Here is a 24,326-nt window from a genome sequence, read left to right as displayed (position 1 = left end):
GGCGGCGTCGTCATGGCGCCGGCTCGCTGTTCTCCTCGGTGATCTTGAGGAAGACTTCCTCCAGCGAGGCGGCGGCCGAGGCGTCGCCACGGATCTCGTCGAGCGTGCCGGTGGCGATCAAGCCGCCGTGGTGGATGATGCCGACCCGGTCGCACAGTTTTTCGGCCATGTCGAGCAGGTGGGTGGAGACGAAGATGGTGGTGCCGGCGGCGGCGCAGGCGAGCAGGCGCTCCTGCACGTCGCGCGCGGCGCGCGGGTCGAGGCCGTTGATCGGCTCGTCGAGGATCAGCACGGCCGGCTGGTGGATCAGGGCGCAGGCCAGGCCGAGCTTCTTCTTCATGCCCATCGAGTAGTTGACGGCGAATTCCTCGCCGGCCTCGTCGAGGCCGAATTCGCCCAGCAGGCGGGCGCCGCGCTCGGCCGCCTCGGCGCGCGCGAAGCCGTGCATCTCGCCGACGAACTGGAGGATCTCGCGGCCGCGCAGATAGTCGTAGAAGATCGGCGTGTCGGGCAGGTAGCCGACCTGGCTTTTGACGGCGGCGGCGTCGGCGTGGCAGTCGAGGCCGGCGATGCGCACCCGGCCGGCGCTGGGCACCAGGATGCCCATCATCATGCGGATGGTGGTGGTCTTGCCGGCGCCGTTGGGGCCGAGGAAGCCGAACACCTCGCCGCGCCTGACCTGCAGCGACAGCGGTTTGACGGCGGCGAAGGCGCCGTAGGTCTTGGACAAGCCTTGAAACTCGATCATGCGCACCCCTCGTCGAGGCCGGCGCGCCCGCGCTGGCGGGGCGCCGGACAATGTGATAAATAATTTGGTTTATCTTAACATTGCCGTGAAGCTAAAACGAGTGCCATTGCTCTACTTTGCGCTCGATTCCGGGCTTTACTTCTAGTGCTGGCCGTACAGGCTCATGCCGAAGCGCTCGGTGCGCGGCAGCCAGTTGCCCTCGATGTCGGCCGAAGCCAGGATGCGCTCGGCGCGGCCGATCAGCAGGGCGCGCGGCACCAGGCCGATGTAGCGCGAGTCCTGGCTGTTGTCGCGATTGTCGCCCAACATCATGAACTGCTCGGGCGGCACGGTCAGCGCGGCGAAGTCGCGCTTGGCGCGCACTTCGGGCAGCAGTTGGATGCGGTGCTGGCCGGCGCCGATGCTCTCGCGCAGCTGCACGGTGGCCAGCTTGCCGGCGCTGGCGATGGTCTCGCTGCCGCTGCCGAGCATGGCGTAGTCGGCCGCTTGGCCGTTGATGATCAAATGCTCGTCGCGCATCTCGACGCGGTCGCCGGGCAGGGCGACGATGCGCTTGATCAGGCGGGTGCCGCCCATCGGCGAGGAGAAGGTGACGATGTCGCCGCGCTGGGGCTCGCCGGTTTTGCTCAACACGATATCGGTCAGCGGCACCTTGACGTTGTAGGCCAGGCGGTTGACGAAGACCACGTCGCCTTCGAGCAGGTTGGGGTGCATCGAGGCCGAGGGGATCGGATTCCAGTCCGCCACGGCGGTGCGGAAAATCCCGAACAGCATCAGGAACAGCAGAAAGCCCTTGTTGGCGCGCGCCCAGTTTGTCATCTCATTCTCCTTGGTGGTGTGGTGCAGCGCCGCCATCATCTTATCGGATACTTAAGTGTGACTTAGCCCTTGCTATGGTTGACGCGCGGGCTTGTTTTGCCGCCGCGCCGGCCGGCTCAGTCGGTCGGCGCGAAGGCGGCCAGCAGCTGGCGTTGGCCCTTGGCGGCCACCGTCAGGGCGCGGCTGTCGAGCTCGCGCTCGACCCAGCCACGGCGCAGCGCCAGTTGCAGCAGGGCCGCGCCAAGCGCGCCGCCGATGTGCGGCCTGCGCTCGCTCCAGTCCAGGCAGGGGCAGGCGAAGCGGCGGCGCAGCTTGCGCAGCGCCGCCAGGTCGACGCCGGCGCGGGCGAAGCCGGCCTCGCCGGCCGGGCTCAATGCGTAGTCGGCGCCGCCGCCGGCCAGCCAGCCCTGCGTGGCGATCTGGTCGTGCAGCGCCACCGCCACCGTGCCGGCCATGTGGTCGTAGCAGGTGCGGGCATGGCGCAGCCGGTCCGGCGTGTTGGGTTGAAAGGCGGGACGCGGCAGGCCAGCCACCACCAGCAGCGCTTCGAGGGCGGCGCCGACGTCGGCGCTGGCCAGCGTGTAGTAGCGGTGCTTGCCCCGGGCGACCACCTCGATGAGCCGCTCGTCGCGCAAGCGCGCCAGGTGGGCGCTGGCGGTCGACGGGCTGACCTCGCCGACCACCGACAGCTCGGTGCTGGTGCGGGCGTGGCCGTCGAGCAGGCAGCACAGCATGCGTGCCCGCGCCGGCTCGGCGATGGCGCCGGCGATGCGGGCCAGGTGGTTGTCGGCGTGGTCTGCATCCATGATGTGGTGGCGGGCGAAGTGTGGGGGGAGAGAGCGCAGCATACTGCCACTTCACTTCACCCGCAACGGAAATCCCATGCAGCCGACCGATCCCATCGCCGCCGTCGTCCACGCCGACCCGTATCCCTACTACGCCGCGCTGGCGGCCCGTCCCGGTTTGCTGTTCGAGCCGCGTCTGGGCCTGTGGCTGGCGGCCAGCGCGGCCAGCGTGCGCGCCGTGCTGGGCCACGCCGATTGTCTGGTGCGGCCGAGCGGCGAGCCGGTGCCGGCGGCCATCGCCGGGGCCCCGGCCGGCCGCGTCTTCGCCGAACTGGTGCGCATGAACGAGGGCGCGCGCCACACGCAGCCGAAGCTGGCGCTGCAACGCGCGCTGACCGGCGTGGACACGCAGGAGGCGCGGCGGCGCGCGCACGCGCTGGGCTTGGCCTTGTGGCGCGACGGTGTGTGCCGCCACGGCGACGATCGCGATCAAGGCCACAATCACCGCCAAGGCCAAGGCCAAGGCCAAGGTCAAGGCCGGGTCAGCGGCGGTAGCGACGCTGGCGGCGACGATCTGGCCAATTGGATCGCGGCGCTGCCGGTGTCGGTGGTGGCCAGTCTGATCGGCTTTGCCGACGACGAACTGCCCGCGCTGGCGGCCTGGATGGGCGAGTTCGTCGCCTGCCTGTCGCCGCTCAGCGACGCCGGGCAACTGGCGCGCGCCAACCAGGCGGCCGCCGCGCTGTTGGCCAGCTTCCGGGGCTTGCTGCGGCAGGCATCGGCCCGGCCGGAGACGCTGCTGGCAGGCGTGCTGGCCGAAGCCGAGGCGGTCGGCTGGGAGCGGGCCGATAGCCTGCTGGCCAATCTGGTCGGGCTGCTGTCGCAAACCTACGAGGCCACCGCCGGCTTGATCGGCAATGGTCTGATCGCGCGCCAGCGCCAAGCCGATGCGGCCGGCGCGAGCATAGCTGGCACTACGGCCGGCGACGTCGACGCGACTGGCGCGGACGGTGCCGGCCCGGCTTGTGGCGAGCCGCTCGGCTTCGGCGCGCCGGCACGGCAGGACGCCCGGCGGGCGGCGGCGGCGCTGGTGGCGGCGGTCAGCCGCGCCGACCCGCCTGTGCAGAACACGCGGCGCTTCGTGGCGCGCGACTGCGTGGTGGCCGGCACGCCGCTGCTGGCCGGCCAGACCGTGCTGGTGCTGCTGGCCGCCGCCAACCACGATCCGGCCGGCGACGGCGCGACCTTCGGCTTCGGCCACGGCGCGCACGCCTGTCCCGGCCACGCGCTGGCCTGCGCCATCGCCACCGGCGCGCTGCAAGCGGCGGCCGAGCTGCCGTTGCCGGCGCGGCTGGCGTGGCGCTACCGGCCGTCGCACAACGGCCGCATCCCACTTTTCTTCACCCAGGAGTCAGCATGATCGCGATTATTTTTGAGGTCTGGCCGCAGGCCGACAGCAAGCAGCAGTATCTGGATTTGGCGGCCGCGCTGCGGCCTTTGCTGGCGCAGGTCGACGGCTTCATCTCGATCGAGCGCTTCCAGAGTCTGAGCGAGCCGGACAAGCTGCTGTCGCTGTCCTTCTTCCGCGACGAGGCGGCGGTGGCGCAGTGGCGCCAGTTGGAGGCGCACCGCGCGGCGCAGGAGCAGGGCCGCGCGGTGGTGTTTCGCGACTATCGGCTGCGCGTGGCCGAGGTGGCGCGCGACTACGGCCTGCATGAGCGCGCCCAGGCGCCGCAGGACAGCCGCGCGCGCCACGCTTGATGTCGGCGCGGCGCTGATCGGCGCTTGCCGGCGTTAATCGGCGCGAATCGGCATTAGTCGGCGCGAATCGGCGCGAATCGGCGTGAATCGACGTTATTCGGCGTTGCTCGGCGCCTAGTGGGCCGGTGCCGCCAGATCGACCTGCAGGCTGACCCGGTAGTCCGGCGGCGGCGCGCGCAGGGCCGCCGGCGCGGCCGGCTCGACGCCCTTCAAGGTGACATTGACGCCGTTCTGGCTCTGCGTCTTGACGCCGCCGGGCATGTCCTCGGCCAGCACGAAGCTGCTGTCGCCGGCGGCGCCGCTCAAGGTCAGGCTGTAGCTGATGTAGCCGGCCCAGACGCAGGCGGCGCCCTGGCGGCAGCGGCTGTCGTTGACGCGGTCCAGCCGCAGCGTGGTGCCGGGCGCCACGCCGACGCTCTGGCCGGTGGCCAGCACGTAGACGGCGCTGGCGGGGGCGGCCGGCCGGGCGGCCGCCGGCGCCTCGCTCTGGCTGGCGGCGCTGCCGCAGGCGTATAGCCCGGCCAGGCCGGCCAGCAGGGCGGGCAGGGCGATCAACTGACGCAGGATGCTGCTGTGCATGCGCTTCCTTTCAGGCGGGGGAGTGGTTGGACGACCGGCCCAGCATAGCAAATTTATAACTCCCGCGGCGCACAAACAATCCCGATGGGACGGCCGAACTTGCGTAGAATGTCTGCTTTGAATTAACCAGGACAACGACAATGAAAAAAACCGGCATGGCGAAGAGTGACGCCAAAAAACTGATGGGCAAGATGGCTGCCCCGGGAGCGACCGGTTTCGGCAAGGTGGCCGAGGTGGTCGACAAGCGCGAACAGCGCAAACGCGACCAGGCGCTGGGGCTGGTGCCGTTCGCCGTCAAACTCAACGACGCCCTGGTGGCGCAGTTGCACGCGCGCGCCAAGGACAGCGACACCGAGCTGAACCAACTGGTCGGCGAGCTGCTGGCCAAGGGCCTGGCCGCCGCCTGATGGCCGACCGGCGGCCTGCGCCGCCGGCTTGAGCGGACGCGGCGCTACGGCGCCGCCGCCGCGCCGTCCAACTGGGCGGCAAACAATATCTTGATCTCCGCCATCTGCTCGTCGATCGAATACGGCAGCGCCTTGGCCAGCAGGTCGAGCAGCACCAGCGCGTTGATCGCGCCATCCTTGCGCGCCGCCGCGCGCAGCCGTTCCGCCATCGCCGCATTGACCACCTGCATCGCCTCGCTGCTGCGCTTGAGTCCCGCCAGCGCCCAGTCCGCTTCCAGCCCGGCCTGCTGCCGCAGGTATTGCGCCAGCAAATAGCTCGACACCACCCGATATAGATTTTCCTCCGCCGTCGCGAAGGGCAGGTGGAAGTGCGCCATCGGCTTGAGGAAGGCGACATGCGGACAGTCGCTGCCGGCCGCCAGCAAGCCCATCAGGGCACCGGCCGCGCGCTGCACCGTGGTGCGCTTGTCGACGTTGCGCTCGGCCGTTTCGACGCGTACCTCGACCTCCTCGTAGGAGGACAGCGCGCCGGCGGTCTGCACCAGCTCGACCAGGTCGGCCGCCATCGGACAGTGCGGCGTGCTGTGCGGCGTCAGTGGACAGTTCGGGCATTGGTGGAAGTCGAGCCGGGTCCAGTCCGGCAGCGTGGCGGCGTCGGCCGCCGGGCGCTTGGCGTTGCCGAGCGCGGCGCTGCGGCCGTCGGCGAAACGGAAGTGGTAGAGCACATTCTGCATGGCGCGTATCCGGTGGGACGGTTCTGTCCGATGGTACGCCTCCGGGCGAAAATAACAAGCGGCAACAAGCGCCCGGCCGCGGCGGATGCGCGGCCATGAAAAATGCCGCCCGGCGCGAGCGGGGCGGCATTTTTTGCAACGGCGCGGGCTTAGACGAAGGCGGCCAACGCGCCCTTCATTTTTTTCAGCGCGGCCGATTCGATCTGGCGGATGCGCTCGGCCGAGACGCCGAACTCTTCGGCCAGCGTGTGCAGCGTGGCGCCGGAGCCGTCGTCGTTGGCCAGCCAGCGGGACTCGACGATGCGGCGCGAGCGGGCGTCGAGCTTGCCCAGCGCCGTTTCCAGGCCCTCGGACTGCAGGCGGGTGACTTGCTCGGCCTCCAGCACCTTGGTCGGCTCGTTCTGGTCCGACGACAGGTAGGCGATCGGGGCGAACTTGTCGTCGTCGTCGTCGGTCGACGATTCGAGGGCGATGTCGCGGCCGCTGAGGCGGGTTTCCATCTCGATCACTTCCTCGCGCTTGACGTCGAGCAGTTTGGCCAGCGCATCGATTTGCGGCGGCGTCATCGCGTCCAGGCCGGTCTTGTGGCTGCGCAGGTTGAAGAACAGCTTGCGCTGGGCCTTGGTGGTGGCCACCTTGACCAGACGCCAGTTCTTCAGGATGTATTCATGCATCTCGGCCTTGATCCAGTGCATCGCGTAGGACACCAGGCGCACGCCCTGGTCCGGGTCGAAGCGCTTGACCGCCTTCATCAGGCCGATGTTGCCTTCCTGGATAAGGTCGGCGTGCGGCAGGCCGTAACCCAGGTAGCCGCGGGCGATCGACACCACCAGGCGCAGGTGCGACAACACCAGTTCTTGCGCGGCGGCCAGGTCGTTCTTTTCCTGCAGGCGGCGGGCCAGGGAGATTTCTTCGTCGTGCGAGAGCATCGGCAGGCGGTTGACGGCCGAGATATAGGCGTCCAGGTTGCCCAGGTTGCCGGTGAAGCCGAGCCCGAGGGCGCGGTTGGTGGTGGGAACCAAGGCGGTCGGTGCGGACAGCATAGTCATATTCTTTCCTCGCTCGATAATGTGTTTCTTAGTCTCAATGTGCCACGCGCAATATGGGTGGACACGGACTGTTACGGTTTGTTACCTGCGGCATCTCGCTGGCGACACAGGTGTTTCAGCCAGCCCATCCGGTCCGTCGCGGGCGCCGTATGTGTTGCCTAAAAAGAATGTCCTGTAGCGCAATTTTCCATATATTAGCACTCTCCAGTGTTGAGTGCCAATCGACTCAAATAATCGGTCTGATAGCAAAAAGACTATGAGGATGGAATAGTCCATGGTCTTTGCCGAGGGAGCGTGTCTGCCGAGCATATGCCAGTCATTCGCACAAATCCTTGAGCTAGATCAAGACAGGCATAGCTTGTGCTTCCGAGCTTAGGACCGCCTTAAAGGCACCTCGAAAAACCGTCATTCCCGCGCAGGCGGGAATCTATACCCCGCATGTCCATTGGCTCAGCATGGATTCCCGCCTGCGCGGGAACGACAATTTGGTGGTTTTTCGAGGCGCCCTTAAGATTGCTTAATTTTACGGTTGCGCCGGGGCGCAGTCTGTGCGCGGGCGCGCACAGGGCGGGGCGGGCAGAGCGCGGGGCGCTCCGCCGCAAGGACCGGCGGCGGCTTAGTTCAGCCGCGCCAGGTGGCGCTGCACCGACAGCAGGGCGCCGACCAGGCCGAGACCGGCCGACAGGGCCAGCAGGCCGGCCATCGGCAGGGGCGCCAGCGGCGCCAGCTGGAACTCGGAGGCGTACAGGCGGGCGAACTCGGCGATGGCGGTGTTGAGCGGACGCAGCGCCAGCGCCACCGCGCCCAGCGCCACCGCGCCGGCGCACAGGCCGAGCAGGGCGCCGGTGTAATAGAAGGGGCGGTGGATGAAGGTGTCGGTGGCGCCGATCAGCTTGGAGACGGAGATTTCCTCGCGTTGCGTCAGCACCTGCAGGCGGATGGTGTTGAACACCACCGCCACCACCACCGTGCCCAAGGTGGCGGCCAGCAGCAGCAGCGCCAGGCGCAGCACGCCGAGCAGGGCGGCCAGGCGCTTGACCCAGGCCGAGTCGACCTGCACCGTGTCGACGCCGGGCAGGGCGCGCATTTGTTCGGCCAGCGCCTCGACGTCGCCGCCGGCCCGGGCGTTGCGGAAGGCGTCGAGCTTGAGCACGTAGCTGTCGGGCAGCGGGTTCTCGCCCAGGGTGGCCAGCACGTCGGACAGGCCGCTGCTGGTCTTCAGGCTGTCGAGCGCCTTCTCGCGCGGCGTGAAGATGATCTTGGCCTGTTGGTCCTTGACGATCTGGCGCAGCGAGCCGGCCAGCGCCTCGGCCTGGTCGCGCGGCGCGTCCTGCTTCATGAACAGGCTGATCTCGGGATCGACCGACATCTGCTCGGACATCGGCCGCACGTTGTCGAGCAGGGTCACGCCGGCGAAGGGCAGGGCCAGCGCGATGGCGACGACGACGATGTTGAAAACGAAGCTGCCGGGGGCGCGGCGCACATGCCCCAGCGCCGAGGCCAGGGCGAAACCGTGTTGTCGCAACCAATTGTTCATGCCGTCGCTCCCGCCGTCAGTTGGCCGTGGTTCAAATGGATCACGCGCGCGGCGGCGTCGAGCATCTGCTCGTCGTGGCTGGAGATCAGGCAGGTCACGCCGACCGAGTGGAAGGCTTTCAAGGCGTCGAGCACCTGGTTGGCGCTGGCGCGGTCGAGGTTGGCGGTGGGCTCGTCGGCCAGGATGATCTGCGGCCGGTTGACGATGGCGCGGGCGATGGCGACGCGCTGCTGCTCGCCGCCGGACAGGGCCAGCGGGGCCGACAGGGCGCGTTCGAGCAGGCCGACCTTGTCCAGGGCGGCGCGGGCGCGCTGCTCGGCCTGGGCGCGCGAGGCGCCGGTGACCAGCAGCGGCAGCATGACGTTGGCCAGGATGCTGCGGTCGGTCAGCAGGCGCTGCTGCTGGAAGATCAGGCCGAGGTTGCGGCGCAGGAAGGGCAGGCCGGCCCGTTTGATCTGGCCGATGTCCTGGCCGTTGACGATGACCTTGCCGGCGCTGGGCCGCTCCATCGCCGCGATCATCTTCAGCAGGGTGGACTTGCCGGCGCCGGACGGCCCGGCCAGAAACACCAGTTCGCCCTTGTCGACCGTCAGGGAGATGTCGCGCAACGCCATCGCGTCGGGGGAGTAGGCTTTCGAGACGTTCTGGAATTCGATCATGGCGCGCTTATCCGAGCAAGGCGTCGACGAAGTCAAGCGCGTTGAACGGTTGCAGGTCCTCGATCTTCTCGCCGATGCCGATGAAGTAGACCGGCACCGGACGGACCCGGGCGATGGCCGCCAGCACGCCGCCCTTGGCGGTGCCGTCGAGTTTGGTGATGACCAGGCCGGTCAGTTGCAGCGCGTCGTCGAAGGCCTTGACCTGGGCCAGCGCGTTCTGTCCGGTGTTGCCGTCGATCACCAGCAGCGTCTCGTGCGGCGCGCCCTCCAGGCCCTTGCCGATGACCCGCTTGACCTTTTTCAGCTCCTCCATCAGGTGCAACTGGGTCGGCAGGCGGCCGGCCGTGTCGACCATCACCACGTTGATGCCGCGCGCCTTGGCCGACTGCACCGCGTCGTAGGAGACGGCGGCCGGGTCGCCCGACTCCTGCGAAATGACGGTGACGTTGTTGCGCTGGCCCCAGACCATCAGCTGCTCGCGGGCGGCGGCGCGGAAGGTGTCGCCGGCGGCCAGCAGCACCGACTGGCCGTTGGCCTGCATGTGCTTGGCCAGCTTGCCGATGGTGGTGGTCTTGCCGGCGCCGTTGACGCCGGAGATCATCATCACCAGCGGCTGGTGGCGGCCCAGCTCGAACGGCCGTTGCAGCGGCGTCAGCAGCTCGATCAGCAGCGTCTTCAGCGCGGCCTTGACGGCGGCGGCGTCGAGCAGCTTGTCTTCCTTGACCTTCTTCCTCAGCGCGTCGAGCAGGTATTGGGTGGCGTCGATGCCGGCGTCGGACATCAACAGCGCCGCCTCCAGCTCCTCATAGAGCTCGTCGTCGATCTTGGCGCCGACGAACAGCACCGACAGATTGGCCGAGGTTTTCGACAGCCCGGCCTTCAGGCGGCTGATCCAGGTTTGTTTGGCGGCCGGCTCCTCGATCGGCGCCGGGACGGCGGCCAAGGTCGCCGGCGGCGGCGACGCGGCTTCGACCGGGGCGGCGGACTTGCCCTCGTGGGTGGCGGGCGCGGCGGACGCGGCGTCCGGCGTGCTGGTTTTTTTCTTGAAGAAACTGAACATGGATGTGTGGTTGGGGGCGCTTCAAGCTGATGTCCGGCAGCGCCGGACACGGGGAAATGGCGGTATTTTACCAGAGCGCGGCGGCGCTACCGGAATGACAACTTTGGCCGCGCGCCGGCGCCGGCCCACAGTTGTGCGTGAAGGTCCCCTGCCGGGCGGCCTGATGCGCCCGCTCAAGCGCGCTGCGCAATCAAAGCGAACCAACAATTTTTGCCCGATGGCATGAAATAGTCGCCAATGGAACGATATTTCCGTGCCCGCGCGATTTGTCAAGGCTGTATTTGTGGTTTGTGCGCAACAAGTAGCAAATTCTTACAATTTTTTTGCTGCGACGCAGCACGGCCGCTCCCGCGCCGTTTTATTACACTAATAAACCTGTCGCACTATGAACAATGTTAAGTTTTCAGCGCTTTTTCCAGTGGAACATGCCAAACAATCTGCGGACGACATGAACTTATCGGCAACTTGTGTGCGCAAAGCGCGCGCGGCTTCGGTATAAAATGGCGGCGAAGATAGCAAGATGTCTATCTTCACACTGTCCTGCACCGGTGCTGTTTGTTTGCAATCACACCAAAGCGGCCCCACAAAGGCCGCCGACATTTGATCACTTGTGCGGATTTTTGATGGCTAGTTGATGGGCTCGTTGGTGGCGTCGGCAGGAAATATTGCGATGCGGTAAAATATTACTCTTTGTCATTTGCGAAATGTCAAAACGTGCCGGAAAGCGCCTCGCGGCGTCCCTTACGGCTCAGCTTGACTTGATCGAATGTCCAACGGTGAGTATAGTGCCGCACTCCGGTGCCTCAGGCACCGCGATAAAGCCGGCATCGATTAAATCGGCCGCAACTTAAATGTGAACGCGTCCGGCAACAAGGACAGCACAGTGGCAGCTGGGGAGTTTGCCCTCACGCATAAACGGCGCCGTCCGTCTTGGCGTCGATAAGCACCGAATTTAGCCGTAACACTAGCTTTACCTTTTTACCCGCAACACAACTGAAGGAAACACGTAATGAAAAAATCTATCATCTCCATCGCCATCCTGGGCGCAATGAGCAATGTTGCTTTCGCACAATCGAACGTCACGATCTACGGCATCGTTGATGCCGGTATCGTTTCCGAGCGCGGCGGCAAAGCCGGCTCCGTCACCAAAGTGACGAGCGGTGTAGGTTCGGCTTCGCGTCTGGGTTTCAAAGGCACCGAAGATCTGGGCGGCGGTCTGAATGCTGTGTTCGTTCTGGAATCGGGCATCAAAGCTGACACCGGCGAATCCGACGTTGCTGGTTCGATCGCGAACCGTCAATCGTACGTTGGTCTGAAATCGGCAACCGCCGGTTCGCTGACCCTGGGTCGTCAGTACACCCCTTACTACAACACCCTGTCGCAAGTTGCTGACCCGTTCGCAGCTGGCCTGGCTGGTTCGGCTAAAAACCTGTTCATGGCTTCCGGTAACAACACCCGCACCAGCAACTCGGTTGTCTACGCCACCCCGGCACTGAACGGTTTCACCGCTGAAGCCGCTTACGCCCTGGGCGAACAGTCCGGCGACAACTCGGCCTCGCGTCAGTTGGGTCTGTCGGTTGGCTACGCAAACGGTCCTCTGACCGCCCGCGCCGCTTTCAACAGCCGCAACAACGACACCACCGCTCCTACCACGCCAGTCGTCAACACCACCATGGGCCACAACGCCCTGTTGGCAGTGAACTACGATTTCGCCGTGGCTAAAGCCTTCTTCGCCTACGGCAAAGACAAAGGTAACTTCTCGTCGATCGCACCGAAAGACGTCGATTCGAGCGAAATCCTGGTTGGCGCCACCGCGCCAGTCGGCCCAGCCGGCACCCTGATGGCTTCGTTCATCCGCAAGAACGACAAGCTGGCTTCGAACCAAGATGCTGACCAATGGGCAATCGGCTACTCGCACGCTCTGTCGAAGCGCACCAGCACCTATGTTGCTTACGCTAAGATCAAGAACAAAAACGGCGCGACCTACACTGTTGGCAACAACAGCGAAGTCGGTACCGGCGATAAAGCTTTCAACATCGGCGTAAAACACGCATTCTAATTTCCGCCTAGTTCGGATTTAGATTGACTGGAGGGCCGCGTTCGCGCGGCCCTCTTCCGTTTACAGGATGGGGCGGCGGCGGCGGCCCCATCTGTTTTTGACAACACGCTAGAATGGCTGACCTTTCGCCCTTGGACACTTCCCGATGACCGCATTCCGCCCCACCGGCCGCGCCGCGCTGGCTTTCCTGATCCTGCTCGCCTCCTGCGCCGCGATCGCCGCGCCGAAGACGGCCCGCCGGCCGGCCGCGACGCTGCCGCGCCATGGCGTGGTGGTGTTTTCCGACCTGTGCGTCAGCGCCGAGAGCGGCGAGTTCGGCGGCCAGCGCATCACCTTGCAACGCTACGCCGAGGTCGACACGGTGGTCTACGAGTACACCGCCGGCGGCCTGAGCTGGCCGCTGGTGGCCGGTGAGGTCACCATCGACCCGCGCGGCCGCCAGTTCTATTTCACCGTCCAGCTGCCCGAGGGCGAGGAACGCACCGTCAACGGCCGCCTCAGCGCCGACGGCCGCGCCCTGGTGCTCGACGGCGGCTACTGCGCGGGAGAGTCGGTGCCGATGCGCCTGGCGCGGGTGAGCGATTTCGGCCGCAAGGCCGGCGCCTGCCACCGCTGCCCGCCGCCCAAGGCGGGCAAGGGCGAGCCGTCCGCCGAGCCGGCGCCGGCCCATCCGCTCGACGCCGGCTCGCTGCCGACGCCGCAGGGATAGGGGGGGGAGCGGAGCGCAAGCGCCGCCGGTGTGCGAGTAAGACCCAGCGGCGGCAAGCTGGGGTCGGACCTTTGGGTCCGACCCCGGTTTCTGCCCCTGGGGTAAGCCGGCGCCCCCGCAGCAGGGCGGGGTGCCGGCTTACTTGGCCGCGCGCGCCTTCTCGGCGTTGCTGCGGATGGTCGCCAGCGTCGCGCCAGGCGTGATCAGGTTGCCGTCGTAGCGCAGCTCGATCAGCGCCGGCAGCTGCTTGCTGTTGGCGTGCTCCAGGGCGCGGTCGAGCGCCGGGCCGAATTCGGCGGTGGTGTTGACCACCTCGCCGTGCGCGCCGTAGGCCAGCGCCAGCGCGGCGAAGTCCGGATTGTGCAACTGGGTGCCGGAGACGCGGCCCGGGTAGTGCAGCTCCTGGTGCATGCGGATGGTGCCGAACATGCTGTTGTTGAACACGATGATGACCACGCCGGCCTTGTACTGCACCGCCGTGGCCAGCTCCTGGCCGTTCATCATGTACTCGCCGTCGCCGGCGAAGGTGATCACGGTGCGTTCGGGCGCGATGATCTTGGCCGCCACGCCGGCCGGCACGCCGTAGCCCATGGCGCCGCTGGTCGGCGCCAACTGGGTGCGCATGCCGCCGTAGCGGTAGAAGCGGTGCGCCCAGGTGGCGTAATTGCCGGCGCCGTTGGTGATGATGCTGTCGGCCGGGACGGTGGCGCGGATCTGCTGCACCACCTGCCACAGGTCGAGCGGCGCCTTGCCGTCCTGGAAGATCGGCGGCCGCTCCTGGTAGGCCAGCAGCTCGGCCTTGGCCTCGGCCACGCTGGCGCGCCAGGCGCCGGCGTCGAGCGGCGCCATGGCCGCCAGCAGCGCCGTCATTTGCGGCATGCCGCTGTTGATCATCAACTCGGCCTGGTAGACGCTGCCCAGCTCCTCGGCGTCGGCGTGGACGTGGATCAGGCGCTGCTTGGGCAGCGGCGCGCTGATCAGCGCATAGCCGCCGGTGGTCATCTCGCCCAGGCGCGGGCCGATGGCCAGGATCACGTCGGCCTCGCGCACGCGCGCCGCCAGCTTCGGATTGATGCCGATGCCGACGTCGCCGACATAGTTCGGGTGGGCGTTGTCGAGCAGGTCCTGGAAGCGGAAGGCGCAGGCCACCGGCAGCGCGTTGGCCTCGGCGAAGGCTTGCAGGTCGGCGCAGGCCTGCCGGTTCCAGCCGCCGCCGCCGAGCAGCAGCAGCGGCCGTTTGGCTCCGGCCAGCATGGCGCGCACCTGGGCGATCTGGGCGGCCGCCGGCGAGGCCTGCACCGGCGTGTAGCGGCCGGTGTCGGCCACCTCGGCCAGCGCGGTCAGCATGTCCTCCGGCAGCGCCAGCACCACCGGGCCGGGCCGGCCGCTGCTGGCGATCTGGAAGGCGCGCGCCAGGTATTCGGGGATGCGCTCGGCGCGGTCGATCTGCGCCACCCACTTGGCCATCTGGCCGAACATGCGGCGGTAGTCGATCTCCTGGAAGGCCTCGCGGTCGATGAAGTCGTTGCCGACCTGGCCGATGAACAGGATCATCGGCGTCGAGTCCTGATAGGCGGTGTGCACGCCGATCGAGGCGTTGGTCGCGCCCGGGCCGCGGGTGACGAAGCAGATGCCCGGCTTGCCGGTCATTTTGCCGTAGGCGTCGGCCATGAAGGCGGCGCCGCCCTCCTGGCGGTTGATGATGAAGCGGATGTCGGAATCGTGCAGGGCGTCGAGCACGTCCAGGTAGCTTTCGCCGGGGACGCCGAAAGCGGTGTCGACGCCGTGGACTTTCAGTGCGTCGACCAGGATCTGGCCGCCGGTGCGGGATGGTTGCGTCATGGTCTAACCTTCAGGGATCAGAGGGCGAGCGGGATCGTCGCCAGCATGCGCCATTTTATGTGGCGGTGGCGGCGCCGGCTTTCCAAATGGCGACACCAAATTACAGATTTGACAGCGCCGCCGGCGGCGTTCGTCCGGCCGGCGGCGGTTTTTGCCTCGGCCTGCGCGCGCCTGCGGTACAATACGCCCTGAAGCAAGCCAGACAGCCGCTGGCTGGCGCGTAATGCGTCGGCGGGAGGAAGGTCCGGACTCCATAGAGCGGGGTGACGGTTAACGGCCGTCCGCTGAAAGCCGCAAGCGCAAGCCCAAGGTATAAGGCGAGGAATAGGGCCACAGAGACGAGCGTATTAAGTTACGGTGAAACGCGGTAACCTCCACCTGGTGCAATTCCAAATAGGCACGCGATGATGCTGCTCGCGGAGCGTGCGGGTAGGAAGCTTGAGCGCCGGAGTAATTCGGCGCCTAGAGGAATGGCTGTCATAGCGCGGGCTTGCCCGTGCCGTAACAAAATCCGGCCTATCGGCTTGCTTCAACTAATTTCTTGATTTTTCGCGGCCGCCGCCGGGAGCGCAGCACATCCTCGTGTGGCGTCGCCTGGGGGATACGCCGATGAAAAAGTATATTCTGGCCCTCGACCAGGGCACCACCAGCTCGCGCGCCATCCTGTTCGACCATGCCGGCCAGATCTGCGGCAGCGCGGCGCAGGAATTCCCCCAACACTATCCGCGGCCCGGCTGGGTCGAACACGACCCCAACGAGATCTGGAACAGCCAGCTCACCGTGGCCCGCAAGGTCCTGCACGACAACCATATCGACAGCCAGCAGGTGCTGGCCATCGGCATCGCCAACCAGCGCGAGACCACCGTGGTGTGGGACCGCAAGACCGGCGAGCCGATCGCCCCGGCCATCGTCTGGCAGGACCGCCGTGGCGCCGAGCTGTGCGAGCAGCTGCGCGCCGCCGGCAAGGCCAAGCTGATCGCCGACTGCACCGGCCTTGAGCTGGACGCCTACTTCTCCGCCACCAAGCTGGCATGGCTGCTCGACCACGTGCCCGGCGCGCGCGAGCGGGCCCGCCACGGCGCGCTGGCCTTCGGCACCATCGACAGCTGGCTGGTCTTCAAGCTGTGCGGCAGCCACGTCACCGACGTCAGCAACGCCGCCCGCACCATGCTGTTCAACATCCACCTGATGCGCTGGGACCAGGACCTGCTCGAGCTGTTCGACATCCCCGAGGCCATGCTGCCGCAGGTGGTCTCGTCGAGCGAGGAGGTGGGCCACACGCGCGAGGCGCTGTTCGGCGGCGCCATCGCGGTGGCCGGCATCGCCGGCGACCAGCAGGCCGCCACCTTCGGCCAGGCCTGCCACCAGCCCGGCATGGTGAAGAACACCTACGGCACCGGCTGCTTCATGCTGATGCACGCCGGCCGCCACGCCCCGCTGTCGCGCAACCGCCTGCTCAGCACGGTCGGCTGGCGCCTCGACGGCAAGACCGATTACCTGCTCGAAGGCAGCGTCTTCATGGGCGGCGCCACCGTGCAGTGGTTGCGCGACGGCCTCGGCCTGATCAAGCAGTCGAGCGAGGTCGAGGCGCTGGCCGCCAGCGTGCCCGACAACGGCGGCGTGTTCCTGGTGCCGGCCTTCGCCGGCCTGGGCGCGCCGCACTGGGATCCGCATGCGCGCGGCACCCTGGTCGGCCTGAGCCGGGGCAGCAACCGCGCCCACATCGCCCGCGCCGCGCTGGAGGCGATCGCCTTCCAGAGCGCCGAGCTGATGGCGGCCATGCAGAAGGACGCCAGCTCGCCACTGCACGCCGTCAAGCTGAGCGAAGTGCGCGCCGACGGCGGCGCCGCCGGCAACGACCTGCTGCTGCAGTTCCAGGCCGACGTGCTGGGCGTGCCGGTGCTGCGCCCCGAGGTCACCGAGACCACCGCGCTGGGCGCCGCCTATCTGGCCGGCCTGGCCGTCGGTTTCTGGGACTCGGTCGAGGAGATCGCCGCGCAGTGGCGCTGCGAGCGCCGCTTCGAGCCGCAGATGGCGGCCGAACGCCGCGCCGAGCTGATGGCGCAATGGAGCCGCGCGGTCGCGCGCTCGCGCGACTGGGCGCAGCCGGCCTGAGCCTGGGCCGTCGGCGTGGCCTGACCCTTGTTGACCCATGGCTCTGGCCGGCAGAACAAAGACTGAAAGGAGATTTTCATGAGCAGTAAAAATATGAAAACCACCGACAATTGTCAAAGCCCCGCCCTTGAGTTCTTGTCCGGTAGCGGCTCCAATCCAATTCCTGACAACAAGCGGCAAAAGATTGGCCCGTTGGGCGCGACATTCGTTGACGAAGCCATGCGAGAAATCGCCGAGCAAGACCGTGAGAATGAACGAAAATCTGGCTCTGGTGTCGCCGACGATTTGATGGCGGTGCTACGGCTGGTTTCTGATAACCACGAAATGATCCAGTTCATTCAGAGCCGCAAGATGGGCTCCGTGTCGGATTTGGCTGCCGCGCTGGGGCGCGAGTTACCAAATGTGTCGCGCACCTTGTCTAGGATGGCGGCTTATGGATTGGTTGGATTTGAAGACAATGGGGACGACTCCCGAGCTAAAAAACCTGTGTGGATATTGTCGGCCCTGCCTGGCCATGAGGATTTGGATTGGATTCAGGCTTATTGCTTGGCAATGGCGTTGCAGAATCGAACAAGCATAGGCTTGGACTCCCTACGCTTCTCAACAATGGAACGCGCGGTCAGGGATGCGGTCGCCTCCGCAGCCGAGAAAATAAATCTCACGAGATCGCTTGCTCCCGCCAGTTAGAGCGAGCTGCGCGCGAATTGGCGCCGCCTCGCAGGCATGCGGGGCTGTGCCGATTTAGCTTATTTCCACCTCAGAAAGCCTCAAGACATCACCCTCCAAACGGCATAAGATTTTTGACGATTCGACAACCCTGCAAAGCCAGGGTGCGATCGGAGGAAATTGACGTTGTCCTGTTTACGATCCCCCACAGTCGATGGGGGACGTCATCATTTGGAGATAAGAATCATGTTTGAGGAAAAGAAAAGCGTGCGCTGGGTGAAGTTGGCGCTGGCGCTGCTGTCGGTCGATGCACTGGTGTCCGCGCCGGCGCAGGCGCAAGATGCGGCAAACAAGCCCGAAGGCAAGATCGAGCGGGTGGAGATCACCGGCAGTAACATCAAGCGGCTGGTCCAGGAGGGCGTCTCGCCGATGACCCTGATCAGCAAGGAGGACATCCTGCGTTCGGGCGCGACCTCGGTGCTGGACGTGCTGCGCAACCTGCCGGCGGTGGGCGGCAATGGCCGCGAGTTCGGCGGCGGCAATGACTTCAGAAACGGCGCGACCACCGCCAGCCTGCGCGGCATGCCCACCCTGATCCTGTTGAACGGCAACCGCCTGCCGGTGTCCGGCTCGGACGATTCGAACGGCTTCACCTCGGTCGACTTGAACATGCTGCCGCTGGCCGCGATCGAGCGCATCGAGGTCTTGAAGGACGGCGCCTCGGCGATCTACGGCACCGATGCGGTCGGCGGCGTGATCAACTTCATCATGCGGCAGAATTATCAGGGCACCGATTTGAGCGCCAGCTATGGCACCACCACCCTGGGTGGCGGCGACGTCGCCAAGCTGTCCATCGCCGGCGGTTTCGGCGACCGCGCGACGCAGAAATTCAACCTGACCTATGCGGCGATGGTCGAGGACACCAAGCGCATCAAGGGCACCGACCGGGACTGGGCCAACCATATCGATTTCGGCGCGCGCGGCGGTCTGCAATTCATCAACACCTACGGCGCCCACGGCACCGATCCGGGCACGCTGTCGATAGGCGGCAACCGCTTCGCCGACCCCGAGTGCGCGGCCGGCTCGAAGCTGCCGTATCCAAGCGGTGCCGAATGGTTCCCTTCGCCCACCCGCAACGGCTGCCTGTCGGCGGCGGCGGAATACACCGATCTGGTCAAACCATCGACGCGCTTCGGCGCCACGGCCGCGTTGAACTGGGATCTGGCGCCGGACCTGAGCCTGTTCGCCAACGCCTTCTATACCAATTTTGAAAAGCGCATCGTCGGCCAGTCGTCCTGGTTGCAGAATCGCGCCCGCAGCAATCTGGTGATACCGGCATCGAACCCCTTCAATACCTATGGCAAGCCGGTGACGGTGCGGCGCGATTTCCCCGTCTATGAGGGCGGCATCAAGACCAAGGTCGAGAACATCTGGCTGCTGGCCGGCTTGAAGGGCGAATTGGCCGGCTGGGACTGGTCGGCGACCTTCTCGCACGGCGAGGAGCAGGGCCGCACCGATACCCTCGGCGCCTACAAACTGGAGGAGCTGAACCAGGCGGTCGACGCGGGCCGCTTCAATCCCTTCGGCGTCAACAAGAATTCGGCGGCGCTGATCGCCGAGCTGTCGGGCCAGATGTATGTGAACACCCGCAGCAAATCCGATTCGCTCAAGCTGCAGGCCTCGGCGGAGTTGGGCGAACTGCCGGGCGGGAAGGTCGGCGTGTCGGTGGGCGGCGAGCTGCGCAAGAACGCGCTGTCGTTCACCCCGTCGCAAGATTGGCAGCAAGGCTTGCTGGGCCAGTACGCGGTGCTGCCGCCGATCTCCGGCTCGGAAAAACTCTCGGCCGTGTACGCCGAGTTGAGCCTGCCGCTGCTAAAAACGCTGGAGGCGCAGGCGGCACTGCGCCATGACAAATATGAACTGGCCGGCAGCACCACCAATCCGAAACTCGGCTTGAAGTGGGCGCCAAGCCAGACAGTCATGCTGCGCGCGAACTACAGCACCGGCATGGTCGCGCCTTCGCTGCCGCAGCGCTTCAGCGAAGGCCGCGACGCGTTTTACGGCACCAAGGATCCGCACCGCTGCGTCGAGGGCGATGTGTATTTCGACGCCTACTGCAGCAGGTACGTCAAGGTGTCGAATGTCGGCACCAAGGGCCTGCAACCGGAAAAATCGAATCAGTACAACCTCGGCTTCGTTGTCGCGCCGGTGAAGGACCTGAGCATCGGCATGACCTACTTCGATATCAAGTGGAAGAACAAGATCGATATCCTGGACAACCGGACGGTGCTCGACAACGAGGACGGCGCCTACCAGTCGCATGTCACCCGCAAGCCGGTCAGCGCCGAGGATGCCGCCGCCTACGCGACCTTGTCGGCCGCCGACAAGGCCCGCCTGGGGCCCTTGCGCGGCGAGCTGGCCAACATCACCACCGGCTGGGTCAACCGTTTCGAGTCGCATACCTCGGGCATCGATGTGGATGCGTCCTACACCTTCCGCACCCGCTCGCTGGGCAACATCAAGGTGTTCGGCGAGGCGACCTACACCCTGCGCTACGACACGGTGCTGCTGGCCAATAACGTCTACATCAACTGCCCGAACAACACCTCCTGCGACGCCGGCGAATACGGCAATCCGCGCCTGCTGGCCAACCTGGGCGTGAACTGGGACCTGGGGCCGTGGAGCGGCACCGGCATCGTCAAGTACGTGGCCGGCACCAAGGTCGACCGGGCGCCGTCCACCGTGCACAATCAGTGGTACGATTTTTATGCCAAGGGCGCGCGGATTCCGGCCATCGCCACGCTCGATGCGTCGCTCGCCTATGCGGGCTTCAAGAACCTGGTCATCCGCGCCGGCGCGAATAATGTGTTCAACCGCGATCCGGCCTTCGACCCATCCTCCGCGCTCGGTTACAACGACAGTTGGGGCGATCCGCGCGGCCGCTATGTGTATGCCAGCCTGAATTACGCGTTCAAATAATGGGACAAATTTGCGGGTGCACAGCGCTCGCAAATTTGTGCCACGGGCTTTCCGAATCGTGTAACATTTATCAGCTTTGCCAATAAGGCAAGCGGCTGACATGCGCGGACGATTTCGGCCGCGCGCCGATGCGGATCAAAGGGGGAGGCGCGCAATGGGGAACATGGCAGCTAGGACCGGGAAGCGGCCGGCAAGTGCGGGAGGCGGCCGGTGAACGCGGCCGCGATGCTGTTGGAGTGGCGCGGCGCGCCGCCGCCGCAACCGTCCGCCGCGCTGAAAAGCGTCGAGCTGGCGGCGATCGAAACGCTGTTCGACGCGCTCGGCGACGTGGCTTTCTTCGTCAAGGACCGTGACGGGCGCTATCTGGCGGTGAACCACACGCTGGTGCGCCGCTGCGGCCTGCGCAGCAAGCAGGAGCTGCTCGGCCGCACCGTGCTCGAGGTCCACCCGCGCCAGCTGGCGCAGACCTATCTGGCGCAGGACCGCCAGGTGATCGAGGCCGGCAGCACCATCATGAAACACCTCGAACTACACCTCTACCCGAACCGCCGCCACGGCTGGTGCCTGACCCACAAAACCCCGCTGCGCGACGAGCAGGGTCTTATCGTCGGCCTGGTCGGCACCTCGCACGACCTCGGCCTGGCCGACGAGCGCCACCCGGTCTACCGCAAGATCGCCAGCATCGCCCAACAGATCCGCGACAATTACCACCACCCCTTGTGCCTGAACCAGTTGGCGCAGGAGGCCGGCCTGCCGCTGGCGCGCGTCGAGCGCCTGTTCCAGCGCGTGTTCCACTACAGCCCACGGCAGTTGCTGCTGCAGTCGCGGCTGGACGGCGCGCTGGCGCTGATCGAGGCCGACCCGGCGCGCGGCATCGCCGACATCGCCGCCGTCTGCGGCTACACCGACCACAGCGCCTTCAGCCGCCAGTTCAAGGCGCTGACCGGCATGACGCCGGTGCAGTACCGCGTCCACCACCACGGCGAGCGCGGCTGAGCCGGCGCAGCCGCAGCCGCACGCCCAGCCGCACCCGTACCCGCACCCGCACCCGTATCAGTATCAGTATCGGTATCGGTATCGGTGTCGATGGGGCCCGCTCGCGCCGGCCCGGCGCGCCGCCGCGCCGACTGTCGCATTTCCGCCCCGCCGGCTGTGCCGATCCCGCCGCTGCGCCTGTCGAAATGTAGCGAACCGCCCGCCGGCGCTGCCGCGTCGGTCTGTTTGGCAAGCTTATCAGGATAGTATTTCTTGGCCCGGAAGCCCAATCTGCCCGCCCGGCGCGCGACCAGCGCGGCAGCGGCACTCCGTCAGCACACCTATACAAGAGTCATTACCCGACCTCACCAATTGAAGGAGTGGAAGACATGTCATTGCCAACAACCCCCGCACGCCTGCCCCAACTGCTGCTGGCCAGCCTGATCGGCGCCGCCCTCGCCACCATGGCCCCGGCCCATGCCGGCGCCGCCCGCACGGCCACGCCGGCCGTCGACGAGAGCGGCCGCCTGACGCAGGCGCCCATGCCGCACCAGCGCCAGAACCTGCCGCCGTCCGAGGAGCAGACCCGCTATCGCCTGTCGCCCACCAGCAAACCGCGCTACGACCTGCTGCCGCGCCAGCAGCGCAACAGCATGCAGCCGCTGGCCGCCACGCCCGCCTGCAAGGACATGGGCGTGCTGGCCGGCCACAGCGGCGCCGCCCTGGCCGACTACCTGGTCAGCCTGCCGGACTTTGAATGCACCTATCCGCTGTTCTCGCTGAGCGCCGAGCAGGCCGCCGTGATCTACTCCGCCGCCAATTACAACGCCGTCGCCAGCCGGCTGGCGCAGGAGGGCGCCGCCTACAACGCCAGCAATATGGCGCTGCTCAACCTGGTGCTGTACCTGCGCGCCGGCTACTACCTGGCCTATAGCGACCTTGGCCCGATGCCGCCGGCCGCCCTGACCACCACCCTGCGCGGCCCGATCAAACAGCTGGCCGAGGGCGCCGCGCTGTTCCGCGAGAATCCGGCGGCGCTCACCACCGCCAACGAGACGCTCAAGCTGATCACCAATATGCAGGACGAGGCCTACTACCTGCCGACCCTGCGCGGCGTGGTGCAGCGTTACACCAACCGGCCCGACGCGCCCAACGCCGTCGAAGCGCTCAAACAAAACACCGCCGCCTACGGTTTCACCGAGCTGCTGACGGTGTTCTTCTACGCCAGCTCCCGGCCGGCGGCCCAGCCGGTGCTGGAAAACGACCTGTCCTACGCCACCGCGTTGTACAACTTCGTCCGCGCCAACAAGGCCGCCCTGTTGAACAGCAACGCCGCCTATCAACTGATCGACACCAGCAACGAGGCGTTCCGCTTCATGCGCTACCCGGCGCTCAAGGCCGGCGTCAAACCGATGGTGGTCGAGCAGCTGGCCACCAGTTCGCTCAACGGCGTCGACCGGGACCTGTGGCTGACCGGCGCCATGGCCGTGAAATACAACGACAACGACAACTGCGCCCAGTACGGCACCTGCGGCTTCGAGACCGCGCTGGCCAATTCCGTGCTCAAGTTCAGCAAGACCTGCAGCCCGACCCTGCGCATCCGCGCCCAGGAGATGAGCGAGGCGCAGCTGCAGGATTCCTGCCAGCGCCTGCAGACGGAGGAGGGCTACGCCCACGCCATGCTCAAGACCAGGAACACGCCGGTGGCCGGCGACGGCAACGCCGGGCTCGAACTGGTGGTGTTCGACGACTACACCAACTACAGCAAGTACGCCTCGGTGATCTACGACATCAGCACCGACAACGGCGGCATGTATTTGGAAGGCGACCCGTCCGCCGCCGGCAACCAGGCCCGCTTCATCGCCCACGAGGCGTCGTGGTTGCGGCCGGCCTTCCAGGTCTGGAACCTGGAGCACGAGTACGTCCATTACCTCGACGGCCGCTTCGACATGTATGGCGACTTCGGCGTGTCCACCGCCAAGCCCACGGTCTGGTGGATCGAGGGCATCGCCGAATACCTGTCGCTGAAGAATAACAACCAGGTCGCCATCGATATGGTGCGCAGCGGCAGCTACCGCCTCAGCGAGATCTTCGGTAACAACTACAATATGAGCGACTACACCAACCGCGCCTACCGCTGGGGTTATATGGCGACCCGCTTCATGGTCGAACGGCACCGCGCCGACGTCGACGCCGTGCTGGGCAAGTTCCGCCTGGGCGACTACGACGGCTACCAGGGTTATATGAGCCAGATCGGCAACCGCTACGACGGCGAGTTCGCCAGTTGGGCGGCCACCGCCAGCACGGCCGGCGAGCCGCCGCTGCCGTCGGCGGAGCTGCCGGACCTGCCGCTGTGCTCGGCCGCGCCTTACCTGGGCAAGAACTGCTCGATCAAGAACCTCGGTTCCAGCAGCCAGGCATACGCCTACATCATGCTGCCGGCCGGGGCAAGAAATGTTAAATTGACCACGGGCGGCGGCAGCGGCGACGTCGATATGTATGTGGCGCTGGACCGCTACCCGAGCAGCAGCTCCTACGACCTCGCCTCGGCCAGCGCGGGCAACAGCGAAAACGTCAGCATCGCCACGCCGGCGGCCGGGCGCTGGTACTACATCACGCTGAAAGCCAAGCTGCCGTTCAGCGGTGTGACCTTGAACGCGACCTACGACTAGTGCCCTGGATGGCGGCTTAGTCAGTAGTTAGCCAGCCAATCCGCGGCCTATGACATCAGGCGTGCGGGGCGGACCGGCCGTCGGGATGAAAGTCACTCCCGGCGGCCTGATGCCGTTTAGTTAAGGCGCCGGCAGTTAGCAAAACCACCCAAAGGCAGAGAACCGGGGGGG

Annotated in this window: 20 protein-coding genes and 1 other RNA gene; 11 read left to right on the top strand and 10 right to left on the bottom strand. The window is 66.4% G+C overall.

Annotation, left to right across the window (positions count from 1 at the left end):
* Nucleotides 1–10: 10 nt before the first annotated feature.
* From H7U20_RS18340 to H7U20_RS18330, 3 genes are all read right to left on the bottom strand, one after another.
* Nucleotides 11–748, bottom strand: a complete 738-nt coding sequence (locus tag H7U20_RS18340; protein WP_199760584.1) for an ABC transporter ATP-binding protein — start codon at nucleotides 746–748, stop codon at nucleotides 11–13.
* Between the two features lie 141 nt (nucleotides 749–889).
* The gene (gene lepB / locus H7U20_RS18335) at nucleotides 890–1,567 is read right to left on the bottom strand and encodes a signal peptidase I (RefSeq protein ID WP_199760583.1); all 678 of its coding nucleotides are present in this window, start codon (nucleotides 1,565–1,567) and stop codon (nucleotides 890–892) included.
* Nucleotides 1,568–1,683: 116 nt separating this feature from the next.
* Nucleotides 1,684–2,373 carry an ArsR/SmtB family transcription factor gene (locus H7U20_RS18330; protein WP_199760603.1) on the bottom strand — a complete coding sequence of 230 codons (690 nt, stop codon included), beginning with the start codon at nucleotides 2,371–2,373 and terminating at the stop codon, nucleotides 1,684–1,686.
* A 76-nt stretch (nucleotides 2,374–2,449) separates the two neighbouring features.
* Between H7U20_RS18330 and H7U20_RS18325 the strand changes: the two genes are divergently transcribed.
* A complete protein-coding gene (locus H7U20_RS18325) occupies nucleotides 2,450–3,772 on the top strand; it encodes a cytochrome P450 (protein WP_199760582.1) in 1,323 nt (440 codons plus the stop codon).
* On the top strand, nucleotides 3,769–4,113 hold the full coding sequence (locus H7U20_RS18320; protein WP_199760581.1) for an antibiotic biosynthesis monooxygenase family protein: 345 nt from the start codon (nucleotides 3,769–3,771) through the stop codon (nucleotides 4,111–4,113). Before H7U20_RS18325 ends, H7U20_RS18320 begins: the two co-directional genes overlap by 4 nt.
* A 114-nt stretch (nucleotides 4,114–4,227) precedes the next feature.
* On the opposite strand, the gene H7U20_RS18315 is transcribed toward H7U20_RS18320, so the two are convergent.
* On the bottom strand, nucleotides 4,228–4,692 hold the full coding sequence (locus H7U20_RS18315) for a hypothetical protein (protein WP_199760580.1): 465 nt from the start codon (nucleotides 4,690–4,692) through the stop codon (nucleotides 4,228–4,230).
* 140 nt (nucleotides 4,693–4,832) lie between these two features.
* Between H7U20_RS18315 and H7U20_RS18310 the strand changes: the two genes are divergently transcribed.
* Complete coding sequence (locus H7U20_RS18310) at nucleotides 4,833–5,099, top strand: hypothetical protein (protein ID WP_093388216.1); 267 nt, start codon at nucleotides 4,833–4,835, stop codon at nucleotides 5,097–5,099.
* A gap of 44 nt (nucleotides 5,100–5,143) precedes the next feature.
* On the opposite strand, the gene H7U20_RS18305 is transcribed toward H7U20_RS18310, so the two are convergent.
* The 5 genes from H7U20_RS18305 to ftsY form a co-directional block, all read right to left on the bottom strand.
* Complete coding sequence (locus H7U20_RS18305) at nucleotides 5,144–5,833, bottom strand: DUF6901 family protein (RefSeq protein WP_199760579.1); 690 nt, start codon at nucleotides 5,831–5,833, stop codon at nucleotides 5,144–5,146.
* Between the two features lie 149 nt (nucleotides 5,834–5,982).
* Nucleotides 5,983–6,876 carry an RNA polymerase sigma factor RpoH gene (gene rpoH / locus H7U20_RS18300; protein WP_199760602.1) on the bottom strand — a complete coding sequence of 298 codons (894 nt, stop codon included), beginning with the start codon at nucleotides 6,874–6,876 and terminating at the stop codon, nucleotides 5,983–5,985.
* Nucleotides 6,877–7,498: 622 nt separating this feature from the next.
* Nucleotides 7,499–8,419 carry a permease-like cell division protein FtsX gene (gene ftsX / locus H7U20_RS18295; protein ID WP_199760578.1) on the bottom strand — a complete coding sequence of 307 codons (921 nt, stop codon included), beginning with the start codon at nucleotides 8,417–8,419 and terminating at the stop codon, nucleotides 7,499–7,501.
* Complete coding sequence (locus tag H7U20_RS18290) at nucleotides 8,416–9,078, bottom strand: cell division ATP-binding protein FtsE (protein ID WP_199760577.1); 663 nt, start codon at nucleotides 9,076–9,078, stop codon at nucleotides 8,416–8,418. Before H7U20_RS18290 ends, ftsX begins: the two co-directional genes overlap by 4 nt.
* A 7-nt stretch (nucleotides 9,079–9,085) precedes the next feature.
* On the bottom strand, nucleotides 9,086–10,138 hold the full coding sequence (gene ftsY / locus H7U20_RS18285) for a signal recognition particle-docking protein FtsY (RefSeq protein WP_199760576.1): 1,053 nt from the start codon (nucleotides 10,136–10,138) through the stop codon (nucleotides 9,086–9,088).
* 1,009 nt (nucleotides 10,139–11,147) lie between these two features.
* Between ftsY and H7U20_RS18280 the strand changes: the two genes are divergently transcribed.
* Both H7U20_RS18280 and H7U20_RS18275 read left to right on the top strand, forming a co-directional pair.
* Nucleotides 11,148–12,197, top strand: coding sequence for a porin (locus H7U20_RS18280; RefSeq protein ID WP_199760575.1), 1,050 nt, complete (start codon nucleotides 11,148–11,150; stop codon nucleotides 12,195–12,197).
* Between the two features lie 145 nt (nucleotides 12,198–12,342).
* Nucleotides 12,343–12,906, top strand: a complete 564-nt coding sequence (locus tag H7U20_RS18275) for a hypothetical protein (RefSeq protein ID WP_199760574.1) — start codon at nucleotides 12,343–12,345, stop codon at nucleotides 12,904–12,906.
* Nucleotides 12,907–13,044: 138 nt separating this feature from the next.
* Here the strand turns inward: H7U20_RS18275 and H7U20_RS18270 are convergent, their stop codons facing one another.
* On the bottom strand, nucleotides 13,045–14,748 hold the full coding sequence (locus H7U20_RS18270; protein ID WP_199760573.1) for a thiamine pyrophosphate-binding protein: 1,704 nt from the start codon (nucleotides 14,746–14,748) through the stop codon (nucleotides 13,045–13,047).
* Between the two features lie 190 nt (nucleotides 14,749–14,938).
* On the opposite strand from H7U20_RS18270, the gene rnpB reads away from it, so the two are divergent.
* The 6 genes from rnpB to H7U20_RS18240 all read left to right on the top strand — a co-directional run bounded on the left by rnpB (nucleotide 14,939) and on the right by H7U20_RS18240 (nucleotide 24,155).
* An RNA gene (gene rnpB / locus H7U20_RS18265) (RNase P RNA component class A) lies at nucleotides 14,939–15,283 on the top strand.
* 74 nt (nucleotides 15,284–15,357) lie between these two features.
* Nucleotides 15,358–16,863, top strand: a complete 1,506-nt coding sequence (glpK, locus tag H7U20_RS18260) for a glycerol kinase GlpK (protein WP_199760572.1) — start codon at nucleotides 15,358–15,360, stop codon at nucleotides 16,861–16,863.
* A 78-nt stretch (nucleotides 16,864–16,941) separates the two neighbouring features.
* Complete coding sequence (locus tag H7U20_RS18255; protein WP_199760571.1) at nucleotides 16,942–17,550, top strand: HVO_A0114 family putative DNA-binding protein; 609 nt, start codon at nucleotides 16,942–16,944, stop codon at nucleotides 17,548–17,550.
* Nucleotides 17,551–17,775: 225 nt separating this feature from the next.
* On the top strand, nucleotides 17,776–20,508 hold the full coding sequence (locus H7U20_RS18250) for a TonB-dependent receptor (RefSeq protein ID WP_199760570.1): 2,733 nt from the start codon (nucleotides 17,776–17,778) through the stop codon (nucleotides 20,506–20,508).
* A gap of 210 nt (nucleotides 20,509–20,718) precedes the next feature.
* Nucleotides 20,719–21,504 carry a PAS domain-containing protein gene (locus tag H7U20_RS18245; RefSeq protein ID WP_370593177.1) on the top strand — a complete coding sequence of 262 codons (786 nt, stop codon included), beginning with the start codon at nucleotides 20,719–20,721 and terminating at the stop codon, nucleotides 21,502–21,504.
* A gap of 368 nt (nucleotides 21,505–21,872) precedes the next feature.
* The gene (locus H7U20_RS18240; RefSeq protein WP_233410871.1) at nucleotides 21,873–24,155 is read left to right on the top strand and encodes a M9 family metallopeptidase; all 2,283 of its coding nucleotides are present in this window, start codon (nucleotides 21,873–21,875) and stop codon (nucleotides 24,153–24,155) included.
* Nucleotides 24,156–24,326: the final 171 nt, after the last annotated feature.

The sequence above is a fragment of the Rugamonas violacea genome, assembly GCF_016461825.1.
GTDB lineage: Bacteria > Pseudomonadota > Gammaproteobacteria > Burkholderiales > Burkholderiaceae_D > Rugamonas.
The sequence above is the reverse complement of the archived record's forward strand: the minus strand, read 5'-3'. Positions and strand labels throughout refer to the sequence as shown.

Bases quoted from the DNA above. Each gene is read 5' to 3' on its own strand.
- H7U20_RS18340 (WP_199760584.1), bottom strand. From the start codon at position 748: ATGATCGAGTTTCAAGGCTTGTCCAAGACCTACGGCGCCTTCGCCGCC.
- ftsX (WP_199760578.1), bottom strand. From the start codon at position 8,419: ATGAACAATTGGTTGCGACAACACGGTTTCGCCCTGGCCTCGGCGCTG.
- H7U20_RS18270 (WP_199760573.1), bottom strand. From the start codon at position 14,748: ATGACGCAACCATCCCGCACCGGCGGCCAGATCCTGGTCGACGCACTG.
- H7U20_RS18250 (WP_199760570.1), top strand. From the start codon at position 17,776: ATGTTTGAGGAAAAGAAAAGCGTGCGCTGGGTGAAGTTGGCGCTGGCG.
- H7U20_RS18320 (WP_199760581.1), top strand. From the start codon at position 3,769: ATGATCGCGATTATTTTTGAGGTCTGGCCGCAGGCCGACAGCAAGCAG.
- H7U20_RS18275 (WP_199760574.1), top strand. From the start codon at position 12,343: ATGACCGCATTCCGCCCCACCGGCCGCGCCGCGCTGGCTTTCCTGATC.
- H7U20_RS18290 (WP_199760577.1), bottom strand. From the start codon at position 9,078: ATGATCGAATTCCAGAACGTCTCGAAAGCCTACTCCCCCGACGCGATG.
- ftsY (WP_199760576.1), bottom strand. From the start codon at position 10,138: ATGTTCAGTTTCTTCAAGAAAAAAACCAGCACGCCGGACGCCGCGTCC.
- H7U20_RS18330 (WP_199760603.1), bottom strand. From the start codon at position 2,373: ATGGATGCAGACCACGCCGACAACCACCTGGCCCGCATCGCCGGCGCC.
- lepB (WP_199760583.1), bottom strand. From the start codon at position 1,567: ATGACAAACTGGGCGCGCGCCAACAAGGGCTTTCTGCTGTTCCTGATG.
- glpK (WP_199760572.1), top strand. From the start codon at position 15,358: ATGAAAAAGTATATTCTGGCCCTCGACCAGGGCACCACCAGCTCGCGC.
- H7U20_RS18305 (WP_199760579.1), bottom strand. From the start codon at position 5,833: ATGCAGAATGTGCTCTACCACTTCCGTTTCGCCGACGGCCGCAGCGCC.
- H7U20_RS18310 (WP_093388216.1), top strand. From the start codon at position 4,833: ATGAAAAAAACCGGCATGGCGAAGAGTGACGCCAAAAAACTGATGGGC.
- H7U20_RS18325 (WP_199760582.1), top strand. From the start codon at position 2,450: ATGCAGCCGACCGATCCCATCGCCGCCGTCGTCCACGCCGACCCGTAT.
- rpoH (WP_199760602.1), bottom strand. From the start codon at position 6,876: ATGCTGTCCGCACCGACCGCCTTGGTTCCCACCACCAACCGCGCCCTC.
- H7U20_RS18280 (WP_199760575.1), top strand. From the start codon at position 11,148: ATGAAAAAATCTATCATCTCCATCGCCATCCTGGGCGCAATGAGCAAT.
- H7U20_RS18240 (WP_233410871.1), top strand. From the start codon at position 21,873: ATGTCATTGCCAACAACCCCCGCACGCCTGCCCCAACTGCTGCTGGCC.
- H7U20_RS18255 (WP_199760571.1), top strand. From the start codon at position 16,942: ATGAGCAGTAAAAATATGAAAACCACCGACAATTGTCAAAGCCCCGCC.
- H7U20_RS18315 (WP_199760580.1), bottom strand. From the start codon at position 4,692: ATGCACAGCAGCATCCTGCGTCAGTTGATCGCCCTGCCCGCCCTGCTG.